Origin of the sequence: Agrococcus sp. TF02-05 (assembly GCF_017565345.1) — a bacterium.
In the GTDB taxonomy this organism is placed as follows: domain Bacteria; phylum Actinomycetota; class Actinomycetes; order Actinomycetales; family Microbacteriaceae; genus Agrococcus; species Agrococcus pavilionensis.
On record NZ_JAGEKO010000002.1, the window covers coordinates 62,208 to 85,120 of the forward strand.

20 protein-coding genes are annotated in these 22,913 nt (G+C 71.7%); 6 read left to right on the forward strand and 14 right to left on the reverse strand.

Annotation, left to right across the window (positions count from 1 at the left end; all coding sequences use genetic code 11):
* Nucleotides 1–77 precede the first annotated feature (77 nt).
* Entirely contained in the window at nt 78–722 is a 645-nt protein-coding gene (locus JQT67_RS03230) for an O-methyltransferase (protein WP_021010158.1), read from the forward strand.
* Between the two features lie 71 nt (nt 723–793).
* Here JQT67_RS03230 and JQT67_RS03235 read toward each other — a convergent pair whose 3' ends face one another.
* The 3 genes from JQT67_RS03235 to dapE form a co-directional block, all read right to left on the reverse strand.
* A complete protein-coding gene (locus tag JQT67_RS03235) occupies nt 794–967 on the reverse strand; it encodes a DUF3117 domain-containing protein (RefSeq protein ID WP_021010157.1) in 174 nt (57 codons plus the stop codon).
* A gap of 94 nt (nt 968–1,061) precedes the next feature.
* Entirely contained in the window at nt 1,062–2,243 is a 1,182-nt protein-coding gene (locus JQT67_RS03240) for a hypothetical protein (protein ID WP_208063490.1), read from the reverse strand.
* Nucleotides 2,225–3,307: a succinyl-diaminopimelate desuccinylase gene (gene dapE / locus JQT67_RS03245; RefSeq protein WP_208063491.1), complete on the reverse strand. Its 1,083-nt coding sequence runs from the start codon at nt 3,305–3,307 to the stop codon at nt 2,225–2,227. The genes JQT67_RS03240 and dapE overlap by 19 nt, the downstream gene beginning before the upstream one ends.
* Nucleotides 3,308–3,329: 22 nt before the next feature.
* Between dapE and JQT67_RS03250 the strand changes: the two genes are divergently transcribed.
* The 3 genes from JQT67_RS03250 (at nt 3,330) to JQT67_RS03260 (ending at nt 6,708) form a co-directional block, all read left to right on the forward strand.
* Nucleotides 3,330–4,241, forward strand: coding sequence for a tetrahydrodipicolinate N-succinyltransferase N-terminal domain-containing protein (locus JQT67_RS03250; protein WP_208063492.1), 912 nt, complete (start codon nt 3,330–3,332; stop codon nt 4,239–4,241).
* A 98-nt stretch (nt 4,242–4,339) separates the two neighbouring features.
* On the forward strand, nt 4,340–5,125 hold the full coding sequence (locus tag JQT67_RS03255) for an ABC transporter ATP-binding protein (RefSeq protein WP_021010153.1): 786 nt from the start codon (nt 4,340–4,342) through the stop codon (nt 5,123–5,125).
* A complete protein-coding gene (locus tag JQT67_RS03260; protein ID WP_208063493.1) occupies nt 5,107–6,708 on the forward strand; it encodes a hypothetical protein in 1,602 nt (533 codons plus the stop codon). Before JQT67_RS03255 ends, JQT67_RS03260 begins: the two co-directional genes overlap by 19 nt.
* A 23-nt stretch (nt 6,709–6,731) precedes the next feature.
* Here the strand turns inward: JQT67_RS03260 and JQT67_RS03265 are convergent, their stop codons facing one another.
* From JQT67_RS03265 to JQT67_RS03300, 8 genes are all read right to left on the reverse strand, one after another.
* Entirely contained in the window at nt 6,732–8,183 is a 1,452-nt protein-coding gene (locus tag JQT67_RS03265; RefSeq protein WP_208063494.1) for an NCS2 family permease, read from the reverse strand.
* Nucleotides 8,184–8,225: 42 nt separating this feature from the next.
* Nucleotides 8,226–9,482: a citrate synthase gene (locus tag JQT67_RS03270; protein WP_374222114.1), complete on the reverse strand. Its 1,257-nt coding sequence runs from the start codon at nt 9,480–9,482 to the stop codon at nt 8,226–8,228.
* Between the two features lie 108 nt (nt 9,483–9,590).
* On the reverse strand, nt 9,591–10,664 hold the full coding sequence (dapC, locus tag JQT67_RS03275) for a succinyldiaminopimelate transaminase (RefSeq protein ID WP_208063496.1): 1,074 nt from the start codon (nt 10,662–10,664) through the stop codon (nt 9,591–9,593).
* A gap of 6 nt (nt 10,665–10,670) precedes the next feature.
* On the reverse strand, nt 10,671–10,991 hold the full coding sequence (gene fdxA, locus JQT67_RS03280; protein WP_021010148.1) for a ferredoxin: 321 nt from the start codon (nt 10,989–10,991) through the stop codon (nt 10,671–10,673).
* Complete coding sequence (locus JQT67_RS03285; protein ID WP_208063497.1) at nt 10,988–12,094, reverse strand: PIG-L family deacetylase; 1,107 nt, start codon at nt 12,092–12,094, stop codon at nt 10,988–10,990. The genes fdxA and JQT67_RS03285 overlap by 4 nt, the downstream gene beginning before the upstream one ends.
* Before the next feature lie 65 nt (nt 12,095–12,159).
* Nucleotides 12,160–12,732 (reverse strand): FMN reductase, encoded by a 573-nt coding sequence (msuE, locus tag JQT67_RS03290; protein WP_208063498.1) that lies wholly within the window; start codon nt 12,730–12,732, stop codon nt 12,160–12,162.
* A gap of 106 nt (nt 12,733–12,838) precedes the next feature.
* Entirely contained in the window at nt 12,839–14,743 is a 1,905-nt protein-coding gene (gene typA / locus JQT67_RS03295) for a translational GTPase TypA (RefSeq protein ID WP_208063499.1), read from the reverse strand.
* A gap of 90 nt (nt 14,744–14,833) precedes the next feature.
* On the reverse strand, nt 14,834–16,534 hold the full coding sequence (locus tag JQT67_RS03300) for an ABC transporter ATP-binding protein (RefSeq protein WP_307864187.1): 1,701 nt from the start codon (nt 16,532–16,534) through the stop codon (nt 14,834–14,836).
* A gap of 74 nt (nt 16,535–16,608) precedes the next feature.
* Here JQT67_RS03300 and JQT67_RS03305 point away from each other — a divergent pair, with 74 nt between their 5' ends.
* Nucleotides 16,609–17,193, forward strand: a complete 585-nt coding sequence (locus tag JQT67_RS03305; RefSeq protein WP_208063500.1) for a PH domain-containing protein — start codon at nt 16,609–16,611, stop codon at nt 17,191–17,193.
* Nucleotides 17,194–17,200: 7 nt separating this feature from the next.
* Here the strand turns inward: JQT67_RS03305 and JQT67_RS03310 are convergent, their stop codons facing one another.
* The 3 genes from JQT67_RS03310 to JQT67_RS03320 all read right to left on the reverse strand — a co-directional run bounded on the left by JQT67_RS03310 (nt 17,201) and on the right by JQT67_RS03320 (nt 21,912).
* Nucleotides 17,201–18,346 (reverse strand): ABC transporter permease, encoded by a 1,146-nt coding sequence (locus tag JQT67_RS03310; RefSeq protein WP_021010142.1) that lies wholly within the window; start codon nt 18,344–18,346, stop codon nt 17,201–17,203.
* Nucleotides 18,346–19,917, reverse strand: coding sequence for an ABC transporter permease (locus tag JQT67_RS03315; RefSeq protein ID WP_208063501.1), 1,572 nt, complete (start codon nt 19,915–19,917; stop codon nt 18,346–18,348). The genes JQT67_RS03310 and JQT67_RS03315 overlap by 1 nt, the downstream gene beginning before the upstream one ends.
* A 162-nt stretch (nt 19,918–20,079) precedes the next feature.
* On the reverse strand, nt 20,080–21,912 hold the full coding sequence (locus JQT67_RS03320) for an ABC transporter family substrate-binding protein (protein ID WP_243755601.1): 1,833 nt from the start codon (nt 21,910–21,912) through the stop codon (nt 20,080–20,082).
* 217 nt (nt 21,913–22,129) lie between these two features.
* Between JQT67_RS03320 and JQT67_RS03325 the strand changes: the two genes are divergently transcribed.
* The gene (locus tag JQT67_RS03325; protein ID WP_307864188.1) at nt 22,130–22,909 is read left to right on the forward strand and encodes a CPBP family intramembrane glutamic endopeptidase; all 780 of its coding nucleotides are present in this window, start codon (nt 22,130–22,132) and stop codon (nt 22,907–22,909) included.
* Nucleotides 22,910–22,913 lie beyond the last annotated feature (4 nt).

The following is a 22,913-nucleotide window of genomic DNA, read 5'->3' on the forward strand; positions in this document are numbered from 1 at the left end:
CAGGGTAGTCGAGCCGCATCGGCGAGCCTGCGGCGAGCGGATGCGTCACGGTCGGTAGGCTCGCGGGCGGAGGAACCGTGCAGACTTCATCGCTCATCGCCAAGTACCTCGACGACCTCGCGAGCGAGGACGAGGTGCTCACCGCGGCGCGCGACGCCTCGGTCGAGCTCGGCGTCGCGCCCATCGCGCCCGCCGTCGGCGCGCAGCTCGCCGCGATCGCCGCGTCGACGCAGGCGAGCGCGATCCTCGAGGTCGGCACCGGCGCCGGCGTGAGCGGCCTGTGGCTGCTGCGAGGCGCACCCGGCGCGACGCTCACCTCGATCGACACCGAGCTCGACCACCAGCAGCACGCGCGCTCGGCGTTCACGCAGGCCGGCATCCCCGTCACCCGCGCGCGCCTCATCACCGGCCGCGCGCGCGACGTGCTCCCCCGCATGAACGAGGCGAGCTACGACATCGTGCTCATCGACGCCGACCCCGCGGGGCTCATGGAGTACGTCGAGCACGCGCTCTCGCTCGTGCGCGTCGGCGGCTCGGTGCTCGTCGCCCACGCGCTGCTCGGCGGCAAGGTCGCCGATCCCGCGCAGCGCGACGAGGCGGTCGCCGACCTGCGCGCCCTGCTCAAGGCGCTCTCGTCGAGCGATGCGGTGCGCGCCGCGGTGTCGCCCGTGGGCGACGGACTGCTGCAGATCGTGCGGCTGCCGGAGCCGGCCGCCGCCTGACGAGATGCGAAGAGGGTCGACCCGCCTATGAATCGACCCTCTCGCTGAGTGCTTTCAGCAGCGCGCAGCCGTCACGCCGTGACGACGACCTCGCCCAGCGCCTTGTGCAGCGCGGCGGCCTCTTCGTCGTTCACGGACACGACGAGACGCCCCCCGCCCTCGAGCGGCACGCGGACGACGATGAGCCTGCCCTCCTTGACGGCCTCGAGCGGTCCATCTCCGGTGCGTGGTTTCATGGCGGCCATACGGCTCCCCCTTCGGTTCTCGTACCCCCATCTTCTCACGGCCAGGTGACAGGTTTCACTCTCGCCGCGCTCAAGCATCGCTTCGCGAGATGTGCTATGGCACGGTCCAGTCCGGTGCGTTGTGGTGCCAGCAGAACCAGATCCAGACGGGCTGCAGCGCGATCGAGACGGCGAGCAGGATGCCGCGCGCCCACGCGGGCCGGACGGCGGCGAGGATGAGCGCGGCCGGGAACGCCGGCATGAGCAGCCGCCACGTCGACGACTGCGGGAACCAGACCGCCGCGAGGTAGGCGAAGTACGCGATCGTCCAGAGGCGCCCCTCGAGCGCCACGCCCCTCGCCCACGGCCCCGCGAGCAGCGCGACCGCGGCGCCGACGATGCCGACGAGCCACACGGGCCACCACCCGCCGAACCACCACTCGAGCCCGATGGGCCACGGCGTGAACGGCACGAGCTCCTGCCTGCCGATGTACGCCGAGCGCCACGAGAGCTCGGTCTCGAGGTAGGAGCCCCGGCTCCCCGTCACGATCGTGCACGCGATGAGCCAGCCGAAGCCCCACAGCGCGCTCCACGCCCCGAGCCCCACGAGCATCCACCGCTCCCCGCCCGGGAAGCCGTCGCGCTCCCGCCACCAGCGCACGAGGAACCACAGGCCGAGAGCGAGCGCGAGGGCGAGCCCGCCCGGGCGCGTGAGCGACATGATCGGGATGAGCACCCACAGCCACTCCCACGCGCGGCGCCGCCACGCGAGCAGGGTGCCTGCGAGCAGCAGCAGGAAGAGCGACTCGGCGTAGCCGAGCTGCAGCACGGGCGCGACGGGCGAGAGCAGCACGAGCGCGAGCGCGAACCGCTCCCGGCCCGGCGCGAGGTCCTGGAAGAGGCGGTAGGCGACGAGGGAGAAGGCGGCGGATGCGCCGACCGAGAGCAGCACCGCGGCGCCCTCCCACGGCAGCCCCGAGAGCATGAGCAAGCGGGCGAGCATGGGGTAGACGGGCATGAAGGCCCACGCGTTCTCGCCGACGTGGCCGTCGTCGCCCCGCGGGAGCTCGACCGGGTAGCCGGAGACCGCGACGATGTAGTACCAGTGGGCGTCCCACATCGTCGAGTAGTCGAGCAGGTCGGGCTGCGCCGGGGTCCAATGGCTGCGCTCCTGGACGCCGGCGAAGGCGCCGAGGAACGCCGTCGACACGAGGCGCGACACGGCCCAGAGCGCGAGCGGCCACAGCCACCAGCGCTCGGCGACGCGCGCCCGATCGGTCAGCGGCGCGAGAGCCACGCCCGCAGGCTCTGCTCGACGTGCTCGATCTGCGCGACCGGCACCGACTCGTCGTCGGCGTGCGCCTTCGTCGGATCGCCGGGGCCGAAGTTGACGGCGGGGATGCCGAGGCTCGAGAAGCGCGCGACGTCGGTCCAGCCGTACTTCGGGGCCGGCTCGACGCCGACGGCGGCGATGAACTCCTGCGCGAGCGGCGCGTCGAGGCCGGGGCGCGCGCCCGCGGCCGCGTCGACGACCTCGACCTCGAAGCCGGCGAAGAGCTCGGTCATCCGCGCCGTCGCCTCCTCGAGCGAGCGCGACGGGGCGAAGCGGTAGTTCACGGCCACGACGCACTCGTCGGGGATGACGTTGCCGGCGACGCCGCCCGCGATCATGACGGCGTTGAGCCCCTCGCGGTAGGCGAGCCCGTCGACCTCGACCTCGCCGGGCTGGTTGTCGCGCAGCCGCTGCAGCACCTCGGCCGCGTCGTGGATGGCGTTGTGGCCCGCCCACGCGCGCGCCGAGTGCGCGCGCACGCCGCGCGTGCGCACCTCGACGCGCAGCGTGCCGTTGCAGCCGCCCTCGATCGTGCCGTTCGAGGGCTCTCCGAGTATCGCGAAGTCGCCCTGCATGAGCTCGGGCCGCGCGGCCGCGAGCAGGCGGAGGCCGTTGAGCTCGGCGCTGACCTCCTCGTGGTCGTACCAGATCCAGGTGAGGTCGACGGCGGGGTCGGAGAGCTCGGCGGCGAGCTTGAGCTGCACCGCGACGCCCGCCTTCATGTCGACCGTGCCGCGGCCCCACAGGTGCGGCTCGCCGTCGACGACCGCGTCGCGCGTCGGGAGGTTGTCGTTGATCGGCACGGTGTCGATGTGGCCGGCGATCACGACGCGGCGCTCGCGCCCGAGGTCGGTGCGCGCGACGACCGTGTCGCCGAGCCGCGTGACCTCGAGGTGCGGGTGGGCGCGCACGGCGGCCTCGATCGCGTCGGCGAGCGGGGTCTCGTTGCCCGAGACGGAGTCGATGTCGCACAGCGCGCGCGTGAGGTCGAGGCTCGTCGCGGTCAGGTCGAGGGAGGGGGCGGCCATGGCGCAAGCCTAGACTTGGAGCATGGCCCGCCTCGCACACGGACACGCGCTCGTCACGCTCTTCGAGGGGAGGCCGCTCGATGCGTGGTTCCCCGCACCCGCCCTCGGCGCGGCGGACGGGAGCGCCGCGCCCGACGGGCTCGCGCGGCACGCGGGCCCCGTCCCCGAGCGCGGCGTCGAGCTCGAGCCGCGGCTCGTCGAGATCGACCTGGATGCGTCGCCGTCGTCCGTCGAGGACGCCTACCTGCGCCTGCACCTGCTGAGCCACCGGCTCGTGCAGCCCAACTCGATCGACCTCGACGGCCTCTTCGGCACGCTGCCGATCGTCGCGTGGACGAGCGCCGGCCCCGTCGACCCGGCGTGGGCCGCGAGCCACCGCGTCGAGCTGCAGCGCGCCGGCATCCAGGTGCAGCTCGTCGACCGCTTCCCGCGCATGACCGACTACGTCATCCCCTCGGGCGTCCGCATCGGCGACGCCGCCCGCATCCGCCTCGGGGCGCACCTCGCGCCCGGCACCGTCGTGATGCACGAGGGCTTCGTGAACTTCAACGCCGGCACCCTCGGCGCCTCGATGGTCGAGGGTCGCATCTCGCAGGGCGTGATCGTCGGCGACGGCACCGACCTCGGCGGCGGTGCATCGATCATGGGCACGCTCTCGGGCGGCGGCACCGAGCGGATCGTCATCGGTGAGCGCGTGCTGCTCGGCGCGAACTCGGGCGTCGGCATCTCGGTCGGCGACGACTCGGTCGTCGAGGCCGGGCTCTACGTCACCGCCGGCACGAAGGTGACGCTCGTGCCGGGCGGGGAGACGGTCAAGGCCGCCGAGCTCTCGGGGCGGCCGAACCTGCTGTTCCGCCGCAACTCGCTCACGGGCGCGGTCGAGGCGGTCGCGCGCGACGGCCGCGGCATCGAGCTCAACGCCGCCCTGCACTGAGCCGGCCAGTCGAGCGCCGCTCCCCCGGCTGAGGGAACCCGCAGGATCCGCCGCTCGAGGGACGCGCGCGACGGGCTGCACCTGAGAGGCTTGCGACCATGACGCAACCGACGCCCGTCGACGCCCCGCCGCCCGCCCTGCACCTCGAGCGGCTCGCGAAGCGCTTCGGGCCTAAGGTCGCCGTCGACGGGCTCACGCTCACGGTGCCGCAGGGCTCGATGCTCGGCCTCGTCGGGCCCAACGGCGCGGGCAAGACCACGACGCTCTCGATGGCGACCGGACTGCTGCGCCCCGACCACGGCGCGGCGGCCGTGCTCGGGCACGACGTGTGGCGCGATCCCGCCGCGGCGAAGGCGCGCATGGGCGTGCTGCCCGACGGCGTGCACCTCTTCGATCGGCTCACGGGCGCAGAGCTGCTCCGCTACAACGGCCTGCTCCGCTCGCTGCCCGAGGAGGAGGTCGCGCGCCGCTCGGCGTCGCTGCTCGAGGCGCTCGGCCTCGCCGGCACGGGCGGCACGCTCGTCGCCGACTACTCCGCCGGCATGCGCAAGAAGATCGCGCTCGCGAGCGCGCTCATCCACGCTCCTCGGCTGCTCGTGCTCGACGAGCCGTTCGAGGCCGTCGACCCCGTCTCGGGCGAGGCGATCCGCGCGATCCTGCGCGACTTCGTCGCCTCGGGCGGCACCGTCGTGCTCTCGAGCCACGTGATGGAGCTCGTCGAGTCGCTCTGCGACCGGGTCGCCGTCGTCGCCGACGGCCGGCTCATCGCCGCCGGGACGCTCGACGAGGTGCGCGCGGGTGCGAGCCTGCAGGAGCGCTTCGTGCAGATGGTCGGCCAGCAGGCGCAGGGAGGCGAGTCGCTCGCATGGCTGCGCACTTCGTAGCGCTGCGGTTCCGGCTGCTGCTCGGCACCCTCAAGCAGAGCCCGTGGGCGATCGTCGCGCTCGTCATGAGCGTGCTCGGCGGGCTGTCGCTGCTCGGCGGCACCGCGCTCGCCGCGATCGCCGTGCGCGCGCTCGCGCCGGAGCTCGGCGCCTCGCTCGCCGTGCTCGGCGGCGCGGCGCTCGTCGTCGTGCTCACGGCGATCGCCGTGCTCGTCGGCACGAGCGACCCGCTCGCGCCCGAGCGCTTCAGCCTCCTGCCGCTGCGCGCTAGGCAGCTGCGCGCGGGCCTGCTCGCCGCGCAGGTGCTCGAGCCGTGGAGCGTCGTCGCCGCGCTCGCGCACGCGCTGTGGCTCATCGTCTGGTCGACCTCCCCCGTCGCGCTCGTCGCTGCCGTGCTCGCGCTCCCGATCGGCGTCGCGACGGTGCTGCTGCTCGCGCGCGCCGGGTCCGACCTGCTCGCGCGCCAGCTCGCGAGCAAGCGCGCCCGCGACGCGATGGCGATCCTGCTGCTGCTCGTCATCCTCTTCGCCGCGTTCGGCATCCAGCTGCTCGCGAACGGGCTCAGCGGGCTCGCCGACCTCGGCGGCGCCATCGGCACGGCCGTCTCGGTGCTCGCGTGGACGCCGCTCGGCGCCGCGTTCGACCTCCCGCGCGTCGCGGCGGACGGCGCGTGGCTCGAGGCGGCCGCGAAGCTCGCGATCGCGGTCGCGACGATCGCGATCGCGTGGTGGGGCTGGGGTCGGCTGCTCGGCGAGCGGCTCACGAACCCGATCGTGCTGCGCGGCGGCGGGCGGGTGCGCGAGGGGCGCGCGCTCGACCGGCTGCTGCCCGCGACCCCGACGGGCGCGATCGCGGCGCGCAGCATCCGCTACCGCCGCCGCGACGTGCGCCACCTCATGAACGTCATCGCGACGCTCATGATCCCCGTCATCATCGGCGGCGTGCACCTCGCCGGCCTCGTGCGGGTCGAGGTCGATGGCGATCGCATCCCGGCCGAGGGGCTCGCCTTCCTGCCGCTGCTCATAGCGATCGTCGCGGCCGCGATCGTGCAGATCGACGTCGCCTACGACAACAGCGCCTTCGCGTGGCACGTGCTCACCGGTGTGCGCGGCACCGCCGATCGCGCGGGGCGGCTGCTCGGCATCTCGATCGTCTACCTGCCCGCGCTCGTCGTCACCGCCGTGCTCGCGACGTGGGCGAGCGGGCGCTGGGCGCTGCTGCCCGGGAGCGTCGGCGCGAGCGTCGGCACCTTCCTGCTCGTCGCCGGCGTGCTCCTGTGGCTCGGCGCGCTGCTGCCGGGCGATGCGCCGGCGCCCGGTGCGAACCCGCTCGGGCGGGGCTCCTCCGGCGGCGTGCAGTCGCTCGCGGGCCTCGCGCTCACGCTGCCGGTGCTCGGCACGATCGGCGCGCCGGCGATCGGCCTCGCGATCGCGTCCGTCTGGATCCCGTGGCTCGGCTGGCTCAGCCTCGCCGCGGGGCTCGTCGTCGGCGCGCTCGGCGCGTGGTTCGGCATCCGGGTCGGCGGCGCGACCCTCGACCGACGCGGCCCCGAGGTGCTCGCGCACGTCTCGAAGGAGCGCTGAGCTCCCTCCCCCGCTCGGGGCGATCAGCCGATGAGCGCCTGCAGCGGGCCGCGCACGAAGAAGACGACGAACAGCGCCGCGACGATCCACAGCAGCGGCGAGATCTGCTTCACGCGGCCCGAGACGGCGTTGATGACGACCCAGGCGATGAAGCCGACGCCGATGCCGTTCGCGATGTTGTAGGTGAGCGGCATCACGACGATCGTGAGGAACGCCGGGAGCGCGACCCGGAAGTCGGTGAAGTCGATGTCGGTGATCTGGCTCATCATCATCGCGCCGACGACGACGAGCGTCGCGGCGGCGACCTCGAGCGGCACGATCTGCGTGAGCGGCGTGAGGAACATCGCGGCGAGGAAGAGCAGCCCCGTGACGACCGACGCGAGGCCCGTGCGGGCGCCCTCGCCGATGCCGGCGGCCGAGTCGACGAAGACGGTGTTCGACGAGGCGCTCGCGCCACCGCCCGCGACGGCGCCGAAGCCCTCGACGATGAGCGCGCGCTTGAGGCCCGGGAACTGGCCGTCGGGCGTCGCGATCCCCGCTTGGCGCGCGAGCCCGGTCATCGTGCCCATCGCGTCGAAGAAGTTCATGAACACGAGCGTGAAGACGAACATCGTCGTCGCGAGCACGCCGATGCGCTCGAACGAGCCGAACGAAACCTGGCCGATGAGCGAGAGGTCGGGCAGCGCGACGATGCTCGTCGGCAGCGCGGGCGCGTTGAGGTTCCAGGCATCCGGGTTCGCGCCGAGCGAGGGGCCGACGCGGAAGATCGACTCGAGCAGGATCGCGATCGCGGTCGTCGCGACGATGCCGATGAGCAGCGCGCCCTTGACGCGGCGCGCGAGCAGGATGCCCATGAGCACGACGCCGATCACGAACGTCGCGGTCGGCAGCGACGTGATCGAGCCGCCGTCGCCGAGCTGGACGGGCGGCGAGGCCGCGCCGGTCGAGCGCACGAAGCCCGAGTCGACGAAGCCGATGAAGGCGATGAACAGGCCGATGCCGACCGCGATCGCGCTCTTGAGCGGCGCGGGCACGGCGTCGAAGATCATCCGCCGCAGGCCCGTCGCGGCGAGCACGACGATGATGAGGCCGTTGATGAGCACGAGCCCCATCGCCTCGGGCCACGTGAGCTCGCCCACGAGGCCGAAGGCGAGGAACGAGTTGATGCCGAGGCCCGCGGCGAGCCCGAACGGCACGTTGGCGATGAGCCCCATCGCGAGCGTCATGATGCCGCCCACGAACGCGGTGACGGCCGCGACCTGGCCGTTGGGGAGCCATCCGCCCTCGACGTCGGTCGCCGCCTGCTCGGGCGCGAAGCCGCCGATGATGAGCGGGTTGAGCACGATGATGTAGGCCATCGCGAAGAACGTCACGAGGCCGCCGCGCAGCTCTTGCGCGACGCTCGAGCCGCGCGCGGAGATCTTGAAGAAGCGGTCGAGCGCGCCCTTGGGCGACGCCTGCGTGGTGCTGGTCATGGGAGCTCCGTGCTCGTGCCGCGCAGGCGGCGGGATGAGGGTCTAGATGTGGCGCTCGACGGGGCCGACGTAGAGCTGCTGCGGACGGCCGATCTTCGTCTGCGGGTCGAGCATCATCTCGCGCCAGTGGGCGATCCAGCCGGGCAGCCGGCCGATCGCGAACAGCACGGTGAACATGCGCTCGGGGAAGCCCATCGCCTTGTAGATGACGCCGGTGTAGAAGTCGACGTTCGGGTAGAGCTTGCGCTCCTTGAAGTAGTCGTCGGCGAGCGCGACCTGCTCGAGCTCCTGCGCGATGTCGAGCAGCGGGTCGCGCACGCCGAGCTGCGCGAGCACCTCCTCGGCCGACTGCTTCACGAGCTTCGCGCGCGGGTCGTAGTTCTTGTACACGCGGTGCCCGAAGCCCATGAGCTTGACGCCCTGCTCCTTGCGCTTGACGCGCTCGACGAAGCGCTCGACGCTCTCGCCCGAGTCGCGGATGCCGCGCAGCATCTGCAGCACGGCCTCGTTCGCGCCGCCGTGGAGCGGCCCGGAGAGGGCGTGGATGCCCGCCGAGACGGACGCGAACAGGTTCGCCTCGGTCGATCCCACGAGCCGCACGGTCGAGGTCGACGCGTTCTGCTCGTGGTCGGCGTGCAGGATGAGGAGCCGCTCGAGCGCGCGCACCATCACGGGGTTCTGCACGTACGGCTCGGCCTGGATGCCGAAGTTCAGCTTGAGGTAGTTCTCGACGAAGCTCATCGAGTTGTCGGGGTAGAGGAACGCCTGCCCGATCGACTTCTTGTGCGCGTAGGCGGCGATGACGGGCATCTTCGCGAGCAGCCGGATGGTCTGCTTGTCGACCTTGTCGGGGTCGCGCGGGTCGTGGTCGGCCTCGTAGTAGGTCGAGAGGGCGGAGACGGCGCTCGAGAGCGCGCTCATCGGGTGCGCGTCGCGCGGCAGCGCGTCGAAGAAGCGGCGGAGGTCCTCGTGCAGGAGCGTGTGGCGGCGCACGCGGTGGTCGAAGCTCGCGAGCTCGTCCTCCGTCGGCAGCTCGCCGTAGATGAGCAGGTGCGCGACGTCGAGGAACGTCTTCTGCTCGGCGAGCTCCTCGATCGGGTAGCCGCGGTAGCGCAGGATGCCCGCGTCGCCGTCGATGTAGGTGATCGACGAGCGGGTCGCGGCGGTGTTGACGAAGCCGTAGTCGAGCGCGGTGAGGCCCGTCTCCCTCGTGAGCTTCGCGACGTCGATGGCCGAGCGGCCGTCGGAGGCCTCGAGCACCTCGAGCGGGGTCGTGCCGCCGTCGTGCTGCAGCGTCACGGTGCGCGGTGCGGATGCGTCCGCGGAGCGGGCAGGATCGAGCGCGGCGTTCTCAGTCACCATGACAGCCTACCCGGCGCGGAGCCGTGCCCCTCCTCGGCCCGCGCCTCAGCCGCGCAGCCGTGCCGCGGCCTCGGCGATGCGCTCGTCGGGCGCGGTGAGCGCGACCCGCACGTGGCTCGGATCGCCGTAGAAGGTGCCGGGCGCGACCAGGATCCCGAGCCGCGCGAGCGCGTCGACCTGCGCGAGCGCATCCGTGCCATCGCTCGCCCAGAGGTAGAGGCCCGCCTCGGAGGCGACGTCGAAGCCGCGCGCCTCGAGCGCGGGCAGCAGCTGCGCACGGCGGGCGCGGTAGCGCTCGCGCTGCTCGTCGACGTGGGCCTCGTCGCCGAGCGCGACGGCGAGCGCGTGCTGCACCGGCGTCGGCGCCATGAGCCCGAGGTGCTTCCGCACCGCGAGCACGCGCTGCACGAGCGGCGCGTCGCCCGCGACGAACGCGGCGCGGTAGCCCGCGAGGTTCGACTGCTTGCTGAGCGAATACACGGCGAGCAGGCCCGTCAGGTCGCCGTCCGTGACGCGCGGGTCGAGGATCGAGGGCGCCTCGTCGACCTCCCACGGCAGCCGCGCGTAGCACTCGTCGCTCGCGACCACGATCCCGCGCTCGCGCGCGGCGGTCACGATGCGCCGGAGCGCGTCCCTGCCGAGCACGGCGCCCGTCGGGTTCGACGGCGAGTTGACCCACACGAGCCGCGTCGCTGCGGGCCAGTCGTCGGGGTCGTCGGCGGGCACGGGCGTCGCGCCCGCCATGCGCGCGCCGATGTCGTACGTCGGGTAGGCGACGCGCGGGTGCACGACCGCGTCGCCCGCGCCGAGGCCGAGCTGCTGCGGCAGGCCCGCGACGAGCTCCTTCGAGCCGACGGTGACGAGCACGCCCTCCTCGGCCAGCCCCGGCACGCCGCGGACGCGCTCGAACCACGCGACGATCGCGCGGCGCACCTCCGGCGTGCCCCAGTTCGTCGGGTAGCCGTGCGCGTCGGTCGCCTCGCGGAGCGCCCGCTGCAGCAGCTCGGGCGTGGGGTCGACGGGCGAGCCGACGCTCAGGTCGACGAGGCCGCGCGGGTGCGCGGCGGCGATCGCCTTCGCGCCGGCGAGCGTGTCCCAGGGGAAGTCGGGCAGCCGCATCCGGCGTCAGACGCTCTGGGGCGGCAGGGCGGCGACGATCGGGTGGTCGTGCTTGATGACGCCGACCTTCGCGGCGCCGCCGGGCGAGCCGATCTCGTCGAAGAAGTGCACGTTGGCCTCGTAGTACTCGGCCCACTCCTCCGGCGTGTCGTCCTCGTAGAAGATCGCCTCGACGGGGCACACCGGCTCGCACGCGCCGCAGTCGACGCACTCGTCGGGGTGGATGTAGAGCATCCGCTCGCCCTCGTAGATGCAGTCGACGGGGCACTCGTCGACGCACGCGCGGTCCTTCACGTCGACGCACGGGAGCGCGATCACGTAGGTCATGGCTGTTCCCCTTCCGTCGACGACCGATCGGGCTGCGCCCGTCCAGCCATCCTAATCCGCCGCATCGCCTCCGCGTCGGGCCACGCGAGCGCGACGAACGACGCGGCCGCCGGCACGAGCGTCCAGAGCCAGCCCGCGAGGTTCGCCGGGATGAGCGCGCGCTCCGTGCCCCACGCGCCGCGGCCGAGCGGGTCGATCGCGACGAGCGCGACGACGCCGACGAGCCCGATGACGGTCGCGATCGTGAGCTGCCGCGAGCCCGAGGCCGCGCGCACGCCCGCGATGAGCCCGACGGCGGCGAGGAGCGAGAGCGCGATGCCGAACGGCACCTGCTGGTGCGAGAAGGTGCCGACGACGCCGACGACGACGCCCGCGAGGAGGCCGCCGACGCGGAGGCTCCAGCGGGTGCGGCGCTCGGGGCGCGTCTCGATGAGCCGGTAGTGCTCGATCGCGTCGAGCGGCCGGCGCTGCCCGCCGACGTGCTCGACCTCGTCGCCGACGAGCACGAGCTGCGAGCGGTGCGCCGCGAGCGCGCCCTCGACGCGATCCCGCACCGGAGCGAGCTCGAACGCGACGTCGGCGGGGCGGTCGGTGCGCACGTACAGCGGGAGGTCGTAGCGGCGGGCGGCGATGACGGATGCGCGGTGCGCGGCGACGTGGTCGGGGTGGCCGTAGCCGCCGTCGGCGTCGTACGTGACGATCGCGGTCGGGTCGACCTCCTCGATGACGGCCCCGAGCGCATCCGCGAGGTCGTCGAGGTCGGCGCGGCTCATCGCCGTCTCGGGCGCGTCGGGCGCGGCCGAGGCCCGGCCGGTCGCGAGCCACGACATGCCGGAGTCGTCCCAGCCGTGGATGCGGCGACCGCGCGCGCCGAGGGCGCGCAGCGCCTGCTCGAGCTCGCGCCGGCGCACCTCGCCGACGCCGACCTCCTCGACCTCCGCGCGGCTGTCGGGGCGCGACTCGCCGCGCTCGCCGAGCGTGAAGGTCGCGACGACCGCGGTGCCGCCACCGGCGGCGACGGTCGCGATCGCGGCGCCGGTCGAGAGCGTCTCGTCATCGGGGTGCGCGTGCACGAAGAGCACGCGCTCGAGGCGGGGATCCATCCCCTCCATCCAAGCACTTCGCCGGAGCGCTCCCGGCCAGCGCGCTCCGGGCCGGCGAGCCGGGGCTAGAAGACCGCGGGCCGCACGGGCGCCGGCACCCTGCCGAGGTATGGGAGCGCCCGGTCGGCGGCCGCCTCGATGCGGTCGAGCACCGCGGGGCACCGCACGCGCCCGTGCGCGAAGTCCTCGCTCGCCGCGTAGACGCCCACGGGCAGCGTGAGCGCCTGGAAGAACGCGAACAGCGGCCGCAGCTGGTGCTCGATCGTGAGCGCGTGCCGGTGCGAGCCGCCGGTCGCGGCGAGCAGCACCGGCACGTCGGTGAGCGCCCGCTGGTCGACGAAGTCGAAGAGGTGCTTGAAGAGCCCGGTGAAGCTCGCGCGGTAGACGGGGCTCCCGGCGATGAGCAGGTCGGCGGACTCGATCGCCCGGATCGCCTGCTCGGCCCGCTCCGGCAGCCCGGCGCGGTCGAGCGCCCCCCCGAGCGACGGCCCGACCTCGGCGAGCTCGACGACCTCGATCTCGGCGCCCCGCCGCCGCGCGACCGCCTCGGCGAGCGCCGCGACGAGCGCGGTCGTCGACGAGGGCCGGTGCAGGCTGCCGCTCACGGCGACGATGCGGAGTCGATCGGGATGCGTCATGCGGCAACGGTAGGCGCGCGCGCCCGGGCGGCGCCCGAGTGTGACGCTCGGTGACGCAAGCGGACCCCTCCCGCCCGGGGGCAGGAGGGGTCCGCTCGAGGCTGCGTCAGCCCTGCTTCTTGAGGCGCGAGGCCTCGCGAGCGCGCGTCGTCGCGTCGAGCGTCACCTTGCGGATGCGCACGTGCTGCGGCGTCACCTCGACGCACTCGTCGTCGCGCGCCCACTCGAGGCTCTCCTCGAGCGAGAGCTGCCGCGGCGGCGTCAGGCGCTCGAGCTCCTCACCGGTCGACGACCGGATGTTGTTGAGCTTCTTCTCCTTGGTGATGTTGACGTCCATGTCGTCGGCGCGCGCGTTCTCGCCCACGACCATGCCCTCGTAGACGTCGTCGCCCGGCTTGATGAAGAACGTGCCGCGCTCCTGGAGCGCCATGATCGCGTTCGGCGTCGCCGAGCCCGAGCGGTCGGCGACGAGCGCGCCGTTGTTGCGGGTCGTGATCGCGCCGGCCCACGGCTGCCAGCCGTGCGAGATCGCGTTCGCGATGCCCGTGCCGCGCGTGATGGTCATGAACTCGGTGCGGAAGCCGATGAGGCCGCGGCTCGGCACGACGAACTCCATGCGCACCCAGCCGGTGCCGTGGTTCGTCATCCCGTCCATGATCCCCTTGCGGCTCGCGAGCAGCTGCGTCACGGCGCCGAGGTGCTCCTCGGGCACGTCGACCGTGAGGTGCTCGAAGGGCTCGTGCAGCACGCCGTCGATCTTCTTCGTGACGACCTGCGGCTTGCCGACCGTGAGCTCGTAGCCCTCGCGGCGCATCTGCTCGACGAGGATGGCGAGCGCGAGCTCGCCGCGCCCCTGCACCTCCCACGCGTCGGGGCGGCCGATGTCGACCACGCGCAGCGACACGTTGCCGATGAGCTCGCGGTCGAGGCGGTCCTTCACCATGCGGGCGGTGAGCTTCGCGCCCTTGACCTTGCCCGCGAGCGGCGACGTGTTCGTGCCGATCGTCATCGAGATCGCCGGCTCGTCGACGGTGATCGCCGGGAGCGGCCGCACGTCGTCGGGGTCGGCGAGCGTCTCGCCGATCGTGATGTCGGGGATGCCCGCGACCGCGACGATGTCGCCGGGGCCCGCGCTCTCGGTCGGCACGCGGTCGAGCGCCTTCGTCTCGAGCAGCTCGGTGATGCGCACGTTCGAGACCTCGCCGTCGTGGCGCACCCACGCGACCGTCTGGCCCTTGCGGATCGTGCCCGCCTTGATGCGCAGCAGCGCGATCCGGCCGAGGAAGGGGGATGCGTCGAGGTTCGTCACGTGCGCCTGCAGCGGCGCCTCGTCGTCGTACGTCGGCGCCGGGATGTGCTGCAGGATCGCCTCGAAGAGGGGCTCGAGGTCCTCGCTGTCGGGCAGCTCGCCGTTCGCGGGCTTGACCGTCGAGGCGCGGCCCGCCTTGCCGGAGGCGTAGACGACTGGCACGTCGAGCACGGCGTCGAGGTCGAGGTCGGGCACGTCGTCGGCGAGGTCGGACGCGAGGCCGAGCAGCAGGTCCTGGCTCTCGGCCACGACCGCGTCGATGCGCGCGTCGCCGCGGTCGGTCTTGTTGACGAGCAGGATGACGGGCAGCTTCGCCTCGAGCGCCTTGCGGAGCACGAAGCGCGTCTGCGGCAGCGGACCCTCCGAGGCGTCGACGAGCAGCACGACGCCGTCGACCATCGAGAGGCCGCGCTCGACCTCGCCGCCGAAGTCGGCGTGGCCGGGGGTGTCGATGACGTTGATGATCACGGGCCCGTCGGCGGCGTGGGCGCCGGCGTAGCGGATCGCGGTGTTCTTCGCGAGGATCGTGATGCCCTTCTCGCGCTCGAGCTCGTTCGAGTCCATCGCACGCTCGTCATGCGTGTCGTGGGCGCCGAAGGAGCCGGTCTGCGTGAGCATCGCGTCGACGAGGGTGGTCTTTCCGTGGTCGACGTGGGCGACGATCGCCACGTTGCGGAGGTCTGATCGCGCGGCGATCGGCATGCAGGTGCCTTCCGGTGTCGGGAGTGTGCGACGAACGGCCGCGACCCCCCAGTCTAGCGGGCGGTCGCGACCGTTCGTCGAGGGCGGCGCTCAGCTCGCCCGGCGCGCCTCCCGGCGCTCGCGCTGGGCGATCGGGTCGGGCAGCGGCACGGCCGAGATGAGGCGCTGCGTGTAGGCCTCCTTCGGCGCGCGCAGGATCTCGTCGCGCGTGCCCTCCTCGACGATGCGGCCCTTCCGCATGACCGCGATGCGGTGGGCGAGCGAGTCGACGACCGCGAGGTCGTGGCTGATGAAGAGGCACGCGAACTGCAGCTGCTCCTGGATGTGCGTGAGCAGCTCGAGGAACCGCGCCTGCACCGACACGTCGAGCGCGCTCGTCGGCTCGTCGGCGATGAGCACCTCGGGCGCGAGCGCGAGCGCGCGCGCGATGCCGACGCGCTGCTTCTGGCCGCCCGAGAGCTCGTGCGGGTAGCGGTTGCGGTACGAGGCGGGCAGCTCGACCGACTCGAGCAGCTCCTGCACGCGCTTGTCGAGCGCCTTCGCCTCGATCGGGTCCTTCGCCGCCCGGCGCGAGAGCAGGATCGGCTCGCCGATCGACTCGCCGATCGGCATGCGCGGGTTGAGCGACGACGACGGGTCCTGGAACACGATGCCGGTCTTCTCGCGCAGCGGCCGCAGGTCCTTCATCGACGCCGCCGAGATGTCGTAGCCCGCGACGCTCAGCGTGCCCGACGTGATGGGCAACAGGCCGATCGCGGCGCGCCCGAGGGTCGTCTTGCCCGAGCCGGACTCGCCGACGAGGCCGAGGATCTCGCCCGGGTAGACGGCGAGGTTGATGTCCTCCGCCGCGCGGAACGCCGGCACGCGACCGCGCTTCGGGTACTCGATCACGACATCCGTGAACTTGAGGATCGGCTCGACCGAGTCGGAGACCTTCGACGCCTCGAACGCGCGACCCGTCTGGTCCTCGTGCACGCCGAGGTACGGGACCGCGGCGAGCAGCTCCTTCGTGTACTCGTGCGAGGGGCGCTGGAAGACGTCGAGCGCGGTGCCGCGATCGACCATCTCGCCGTTGCGCATGACGATGATGCGGTCCGAGAGGTCGGCGACCACACCCATGTCGTGGGTGATGAGGATGACGGCGGAGCTCAGCTCGTCCTTCAGCTTGCGCATGAGGTCGAGCACCTCGGCCTGCACCGTGACGTCGAGCGCGGTCGTCGGCTCGTCGGCGATGAGCAGCGAGGGGTCGCACGCGAGCGACTGCGCGATCATCGCGCGCTGGCGCTGGCCGCCCGAGAGCTGGTGCGGGTACTTGTTGAACGCGGTCGGCGGGTCGGGGATCTCGACCTTCGCGATGAGCTCGATCGCGCGCTCCTTCGCGGCGTCGGGCGTGAGGTCGAAGTGGCTGCGCAGCGCCTCGACGATCTGGAAGCCGATCGTGTAGACGGGGTTGAGCGCCGTCATGGGCTCCTGGAAGATCACCGCGATCTCGTTGCCGCGGATGTGGCGCATCTCGCGCACCGGGATGCCGAGGATCTCGCGGCCCTTGAGCTTGACCGAGCCGCGCACGCGCGCGTTCGGCGGCAGCAGGCTGATGAGCGCCATCGCGGTCGTCGACTTGCCCGAGCCGGACTCGCCGACGATCGCGAGCACCTCGCCCGCGCGCACCTGGAACTCGGCGTCCTTCACGGCCGGGTAGAACTTGCCGTCGACCCAGAAGTCGACGTTGAGGCCGCTGGCCTCGAGGATGACCTCGCGCTCGGCGACGGGGGCGGCTGCCGTATCGGTCACGGGAGCTCCTCTCCTGCGTAGTCAGGGAAGCAGTGGTGGTCTGCGAAACTGAGTGGATGGCCTATCAGCGAGCGGTGTTCCGATCGTCCTTCGGCAGGGTGATCACGGTGGTGATCGGGATCCTCATGGCGCTCGCGCTCGTGAGCGTCGTGCTCGCCGACGATCCGGCGTCGAGCCTCTGGGTGCTCCCGTGGCCGCTGCTCGGCGCAGCCGTCACGTGGGCGTTCATGTGGCGGCCGCGCGTCGTGATCGACGGGCAGGGCGTCGCGATCCGCAACCCCTTCACCGACTGGGACGTGCCCTGGGGCGCCGTGAAGCGCATCGACACGAAGTGGGCGCTCGAGCTCACGCTCGAGCGCGGCACCGTCACCGCGTGGGCGGCGCCCGCGCCGAGCCGCTACGGCATCGCCCGCATCACGCGAGAGGACATCCGCCTCGCGCGCGAGTCGAGCACCGTCGGCGGGGGCATCCGCCCCGGCGACTCCGTGCACAGCGTCTCGGGCGCCGCCGCGCACGTCACGCGTGCTCACTGGGAGGAGCTGCGCGACGAGGGCCTGCTCGACGACTCGGCCCGCGCGACGCGCTCGTGGAGCGCGCCGGCGATCGCGGTCGTCGCGGTGCCGGCCCTCCTCGCGGCCGCGGGGCTGCTGCTGCGCTGACCGCACGTCAGTCCCGATCGCGGTCGGGGTTGTCGCCCGCCGTGTCGCCCTCGACGCGCGGCGCGCGGGCGTCGGGCCCCGGCGCCTGCGCTTGGCCGACGCTCGCCGTGGCGCTCATCGCGTCCTCGACCTCGGCACCGCGCAGCGCCGCCGCGTCGGCCGCGGCCGTGTCGGACTTGCGCATCGCGCGCTCCGACGGCATGCGCTTCTGGCGCGGGTCGAACGCGTCGCGCAGGCCGTCGCCGATGAAGTTGATGCACAGCGCGATCGTGATGATGAAGATGCCCGGCCACCAGAACAGCCACGGCCGCGTCTGGAACGCCTCCTGGTTCTGGCTGATGATGAGCCCGAGCGACGTGTCGGGCGCCTGCACGCCGTAGCCGAGGTACGAGAGCGCCGTCTCGGCGAGGATCGCGCCCGCCATGAGCAGCGTCGTGTTGACGATGATGACGCCCATCGCGTTCGGCAGGATGTGCTTGAAGATGATGCGGCCGTTCGAGGCGCCCGCGACGCGCGCCGCGTCGACGAACTCGCGCTCGCGGAGCGTGAGGAACTCGCCGCGCACGAGTCGCGCGAGGCCCGTCCACGAGAACAGGCCGAGCACGATCGCGAGGATGAAGGCGCCGAGCTTCCCGAAGGTCGAGCCGATGACGGCGCCGATCACGATGAACGGGATCGTGATGATGACGTCGGTGAAGCGCATGAGCACGGCGTCGACCCAGCCGCGGAAGAAGCCCGAGAGCGCGCCGATCACGATGCCGATCGTCGCGCCGATGAGGCCGACGAGCACCATGATCATGAGCGACTGCTGCGTGCCGCGCATGACGAGCGCGAACAGGTCCTTGCCGATCGAGTCCTGCCCGAACGGGTGCTCCCACGACGGCACGCCGCCGTTGATGGGGCGCGGATTCTGGGTCCAGTCCCACTGCCACCAGCCGGGCACCCGGACGCCGCCGAACGACAGGCCCACCGAGGTGAAGGCGAGGAGGACGATGAGGGCGAGCACGACCATCGACACGACGGCGCCGACGTGGCGGAAGAACCGCTTCCGGACGATCTGGCCCTGGCTGAGGCCCTCCACCTCCTTGAGCTCGAGGTTCGCCTCGGCATCGGTGATGTGGGGCTCGTTGGTCTGCGGGATGTTCGTGGTCATCAGCTCACCCGGATCCGGGGGTCGAGGGCCGCATAGGCGATGTCGGCCAGCAGGTTGAACAGGAGCGCGAGCGCGCCGGTGACGAGGAAGAACGCCATGACGGGGTTCGGATCGACGCGGTCGAGGCCGTTCTGGAACATCGATCCCATGCCGGTCCAGCCGAACACGCGCTCGGTGATGACCGCGCCGCCGATGATGCCGGCGATGTCGAACGCGACGATCGTCGTGATGGGGATGAGCGCGTTCCGGAACGCGTGCCGCACGATGACCGTGCGCTCGGTGAGGCCCTTCGCGCGAGCGGTGCGGATGTAGTCCTGGTTCATGACCTCGAGCAGGCTCGCGCGGGTGTAGCGCGTGTAGCCGGCGAACGAGATGACCATGAGCGCGATCGACGGCAGCAGCAGGTGCGTGAACGCGTCGACGCCCTGCACGAAGAACGACGACTGCGCGAACCCGGGGTTCGACGCACCGATCGTCGCGATCGGCCGGCCGCGGATGAAGCCCGACTGCGAGTAGGCCTGCCACAGCTGCATGTGGCGGTCGACCACCATGATCGCGAAGACGAGGAACCCGGTCCACGCCGCGATCTTGCGGTTCGCCGCCTTGTTGTCGCCGCCGAAGATGTGGCCGACCGCGACGCCGAAGAGGATCACCACGAGGAAGCTCGCGATCATGATCCACGCGTTCATCGGCACGACCTGCGGGTTGAACAGGTAGAAGTTCACCGGGTAGTAGAGCGCGATGCCGAGCACCGCCATGCCGAGCGCGATGAAGAGCGAGCGGCGGTTCTTGAGGCCGGTGAGGATCGCCGTGACGAGCAGCGCGACCGTGAGGAAGAGCACCGCGATCGCGAGCAGCGAGAAGTCGAGGCCGAAGACGATGAAGCGGGGGTTGAGGAACCAGCCCGAGACGCTCATGTACCACAGCAGCAGTCCGCCGGACGCGGCGGCGAGCCCGAACGTGATGAGCTTGCGCTTCACGTCTCCCCCGAGCACCGACATCCAGAACAGTCCGGATGCGAGCGCCACGAGGGCGATGACCCACCAGTGGATCTGCCCGCCCCGCTGCAGCCAGTCGTTCGCGCCGATCGCGAGGAACTGCTTGAGCAGCACCGCGAACCAGAAGATCGGCAACGAGTAGAAGAGGAACGAGACGAACGTCACGCCGTAGTCGTACGCGGAGTACTGGCGGAGGGCCGTCGTGATGCCGATGATGATGCCGAGGATGATGGCGACGAGCGTCGCGACCGTGACGAGGCGGAGCGTCTGGTCCATCGAGTTGAGGAGCACGTCGAGCACGGGCTGCTGCTGGATGGTCATGCCGAAGTCGCACTGGCCGATGAAGCAGCCGGCGATGCCGCCGAGCCAGATGAAGTAGCGCAGCGGCGGCGGCACGTCGAGGTGCAGCAGGCGGATGCGGGCTTCGATGAGCTGCGCCGTGTTGGGCGTCTGGACTCCGCGCAGATCCTCGAGCGGGTCTCCCGAGAGGGCGACCATGTTGTACATGAGGAAGGTCGCGGCGAGCAGGATGAGCACCGCTGCGATCAGGCGCCTGACGATGAATGTCGCCACCGGTTCGCCTCCTTGGTTTCCGGTTCGGGATGGGTCCGCTCACGCTGATCGAGCGCGTCGGAAGACTTCATGCGAGAGGCGCCGGGCCAGGCGGCCCGGCGCCTCTCTGCCTGAAGGCCACATCACACTAGCAGTGGATGCGACCCCCGGCGGTCGGGGGGATCAGCCCTCCGAGACGTTCGTCTCGGTCGGGGTCCAGTCCCACACGTTCCAGAACACCGTCGGCGCGAGCGGCGACGAGTCGATGCCCGAGACGCGGTCGGAGAACGCGGTGACCTCGGGGAACTGGAAGATGGTGATGCCGAACGCGTCCTCGACGAGGATGCGGTCGATCTCCTTGAGCAGCTCCAGCTGGCGCTCCTCGTCGACGGTCACGTTGAGCTCCTGCACGACCGCGTCCATCTCGGGGTTCGAGTAGAACGACAGGTTGTTGATGCCGCCCGTCTCGAAGTTCGGGCCGACCGAGGCGACGCCGAGCGACGTCGACTGCCAGCCGAACAGCGAGGCGTCGTAGACGCCCGGAGCACCGAGGAGGCCGCCCCACTCGGGCGACGAGCAGTCGGTGACCGACCAGCCGGCCTGAGCGGCGGACTCGCGGATGAGCTCGAACTCCGACACGCGGCGCGGGTTCGTCGAGGCGAACAGGAGGCAGACCTCCGTGCCCTCGGCGAGACCGGCCTGCTCGCGCAGCGCCGTGGCCTGCTCGATGTCGACCTCGGCGTACATGTCGAGGATGCCCGACTCCTCCACCGACTCGTCGTAGCCGTTGGCGCCCGGGACGAAGACCGCGGAGTTGCGGACCGTGGCCTCGGGGTTGAGCGGCTTGATGAGGCGGTCGACGATCTCCTGGCGCGGGATCGTCATGAGGAACGACTGGCGAGCCTCGAGCGTCGAGAAGACGCCCGGGTTCTTCGACTGGTCGAACTGCAGGTCCACGTGCTCGTACGTCGCACCCTCGCCGTAGTTGACCGTGATGCCCTCGGTGCCCTCGAGGGCAGCGCGGACGTCAGGCGTGGCCTGCGGCTGGATGACGTCGACGTCGCCGTTCTGGAGCGCCGTCACCGCCGCCATGGCGTCGGTGATGAAGCGGACCGTGATGGTCTCGACCTGCGGCTGGTGGTCGCCGACGTAGTTCTCGTTGGCCTGCAGCGTGATGTACTGGTCGGCCACGAAGTCGGTGATCTGGTACGGGCCGTTCGCGGTGAGCACCGACGTGTCGGACGGCATCTCCGTGAAGTTGAAGCCGGTGTTCCACTCGGCGGCGAGCTGGCCGATGACCTCGGTGTCGCCGTTCTGGATCGCGTCGAGGACGGCCTGCTTGGCCTCCATGGCGTCCTCGATGCCGAGGGCGCGCTGCGCGATGACGTGCGCCGGCAGGCCCGCGCCGAACGCGAGCTCCCAGTCGACGTAGAAGTCGGAGTACGTCATGAGGATGCCGCGGCCGTCCTCGTTGACCTCCGGCGCCTCGCGGACCAGGCCGAGGCCCGAGTCAGGCGTGGCGCCCGAGTCGAAGAAGACCGTGCCCTCGGGGAAGTCCGTGGTGAACTCACCGGTCTCGGGGTCCTGGAACTCCGAGGGGTCGAAGTCAGCCGAGTTGAACGCGCCCGAGAGGGCGGCCCAGTGCAGCATCATGTCCGCGGCGTCGACCGGGACCTCGTCGCTCCACTGCACGTCCTCGTTGATCGTGTACTGCACCTGCAGCGGGTCCTCGGAGACCAGCTCGTAGGTGCCGAACGACTCGTCGCGCTGCAGCTCCGGGGTGTTGTCGTAGTAGTTGAACCCCGAGTAGGTCATGTAGTTGATGTTGTTGTTCGCCGTCGCGTTGCCGAACGACGTGTTGCCGTTGGCCGAGTAGAACGGCTGGTTCCACGCGACGGTGATCGAGGTGCCCTCGACGATCTCCGCTCCCGGCGCCTGTGCAGGCGTGCAAGCGGAGAGGACGAGTGCTCCCGTTGCGAGCAGCACGCCGCCCGCAGCGAATCGCTTGATCCTCAATGTTCCTCCTGTGCAAGGTGAGCGCGCGGCCAGGAAGCCGCAGTGCTCTGGATGAGTGCAACCTTAGGCCCCGCTCAGGGCCTCACCGGCGTCGAACCTCGGATCGTTACCAACTCGACGCAGAATCGTGATCCTCGCGTCGACCCCGCTCCTCGCGCTCGCTTCGTGCGCGAGCGGCTCGCGCACGCCCGGATCGTGCCGACCGTACGCTGGGGAGGTGACCGAGCCCATCCGCCTCGCAGCGCCCTCCCAGCGTCGCCTGCGATGGGAGCTCGCGATCGTGCTGCTGCTCTCGCTCGGCGGCAGCGCGCTGTGGTCGGTGCTGCAGTTCGCCGACGTGTCGACGCGCGAGGCGCCCATCGGCGAGCAGTCGGTCGCGCTCAACCCCGCGCGCTCGGACCGCGCGTGGCTCGACCTCGCGTACCAGCTCACGGGCGTCTTCCTCGACCTCGTGCCGGTCGCGCTCGTCTGCTGGCTGCTCTGGCGAGCGCGCCCGCCGCGACTCGGTGCGCTCGGGATCGACGCCGCGAGGCCGGCGCGCGACGCTCTCTCGGGCATCGCGCTCGTCGCGGTGATCGGCGTGCCCGGGCTCGCGCTCTACCTCGCGGGGCGCTCGCTCGGGCTGACGGTCAACGTCGTGCCCTCGCCACTCGACGCGCACTGGTTCACGGTGCCGGTGCTGCTCCTGTCGGCGCTGCGCGCCGGGCTCACCGAGGAGGTCATCGTCGTCGGCTACCTCTTCGAGCGGCTGCGGCGGCTCGGCTGGGGCACGTGGCCGATCATCGTCGCGGCGGCGCTGCTGCGCGGCGTCTACCACCTCTACCAAGGGGTGCCGGGGATGGTCGGCAACATCGCGATGGGGCTCGTGTTCGGCTGGCTCTACGCGCGCACGGGCAGGCTCGTGCCGCTCATCGTCGCGCACACGCTCATCGACGTCGCCGTCTTCGTCGGCTACCCGTGGGCCTACGCGACGTTCCCGGGCCTGTTCGCGAGCTGACCGG

What these genes read in the sequence shown, in the direction of transcription:
- dapE (WP_208063491.1), bottom strand. Translation starts at nt 3,307, where the DNA reads ATGGCCGCCCCCTCCCTCGACCTGACCGCGACGAGCCTCGACCTCACG.
- JQT67_RS03260 (WP_208063493.1), top strand. Translation starts at nt 5,107, where the DNA reads ATGGCTGCGCACTTCGTAGCGCTGCGGTTCCGGCTGCTGCTCGGCACC.
- fdxA (WP_021010148.1), bottom strand. Translation starts at nt 10,991, where the DNA reads ATGACCTACGTGATCGCGCTCCCGTGCGTCGACGTGAAGGACCGCGCG.
- JQT67_RS03310 (WP_021010142.1), bottom strand. Translation starts at nt 18,346, where the DNA reads ATGACCACGAACATCCCGCAGACCAACGAGCCCCACATCACCGATGCC.
- JQT67_RS03250 (WP_208063492.1), top strand. Translation starts at nt 3,330, where the DNA reads ATGGCCCGCCTCGCACACGGACACGCGCTCGTCACGCTCTTCGAGGGG.
- msuE (WP_208063498.1), bottom strand. Translation starts at nt 12,732, where the DNA reads ATGACGCATCCCGATCGACTCCGCATCGTCGCCGTGAGCGGCAGCCTG.
- JQT67_RS03285 (WP_208063497.1), bottom strand. Translation starts at nt 12,094, where the DNA reads ATGGATCCCCGCCTCGAGCGCGTGCTCTTCGTGCACGCGCACCCCGAT.
- JQT67_RS03235 (WP_021010157.1), bottom strand. Translation starts at nt 967, where the DNA reads ATGGCCGCCATGAAACCACGCACCGGAGATGGACCGCTCGAGGCCGTC.
- JQT67_RS03255 (WP_021010153.1), top strand. Translation starts at nt 4,340, where the DNA reads ATGACGCAACCGACGCCCGTCGACGCCCCGCCGCCCGCCCTGCACCTC.
- JQT67_RS03265 (WP_208063494.1), bottom strand. Translation starts at nt 8,183, where the DNA reads ATGACCAGCACCACGCAGGCGTCGCCCAAGGGCGCGCTCGACCGCTTC.
- typA (WP_208063499.1), bottom strand. Translation starts at nt 14,743, where the DNA reads ATGCCGATCGCCGCGCGATCAGACCTCCGCAACGTGGCGATCGTCGCC.
- dapC (WP_208063496.1), bottom strand. Translation starts at nt 10,664, where the DNA reads ATGCGGCTGCCCGACTTCCCCTGGGACACGCTCGCCGGCGCGAAGGCG.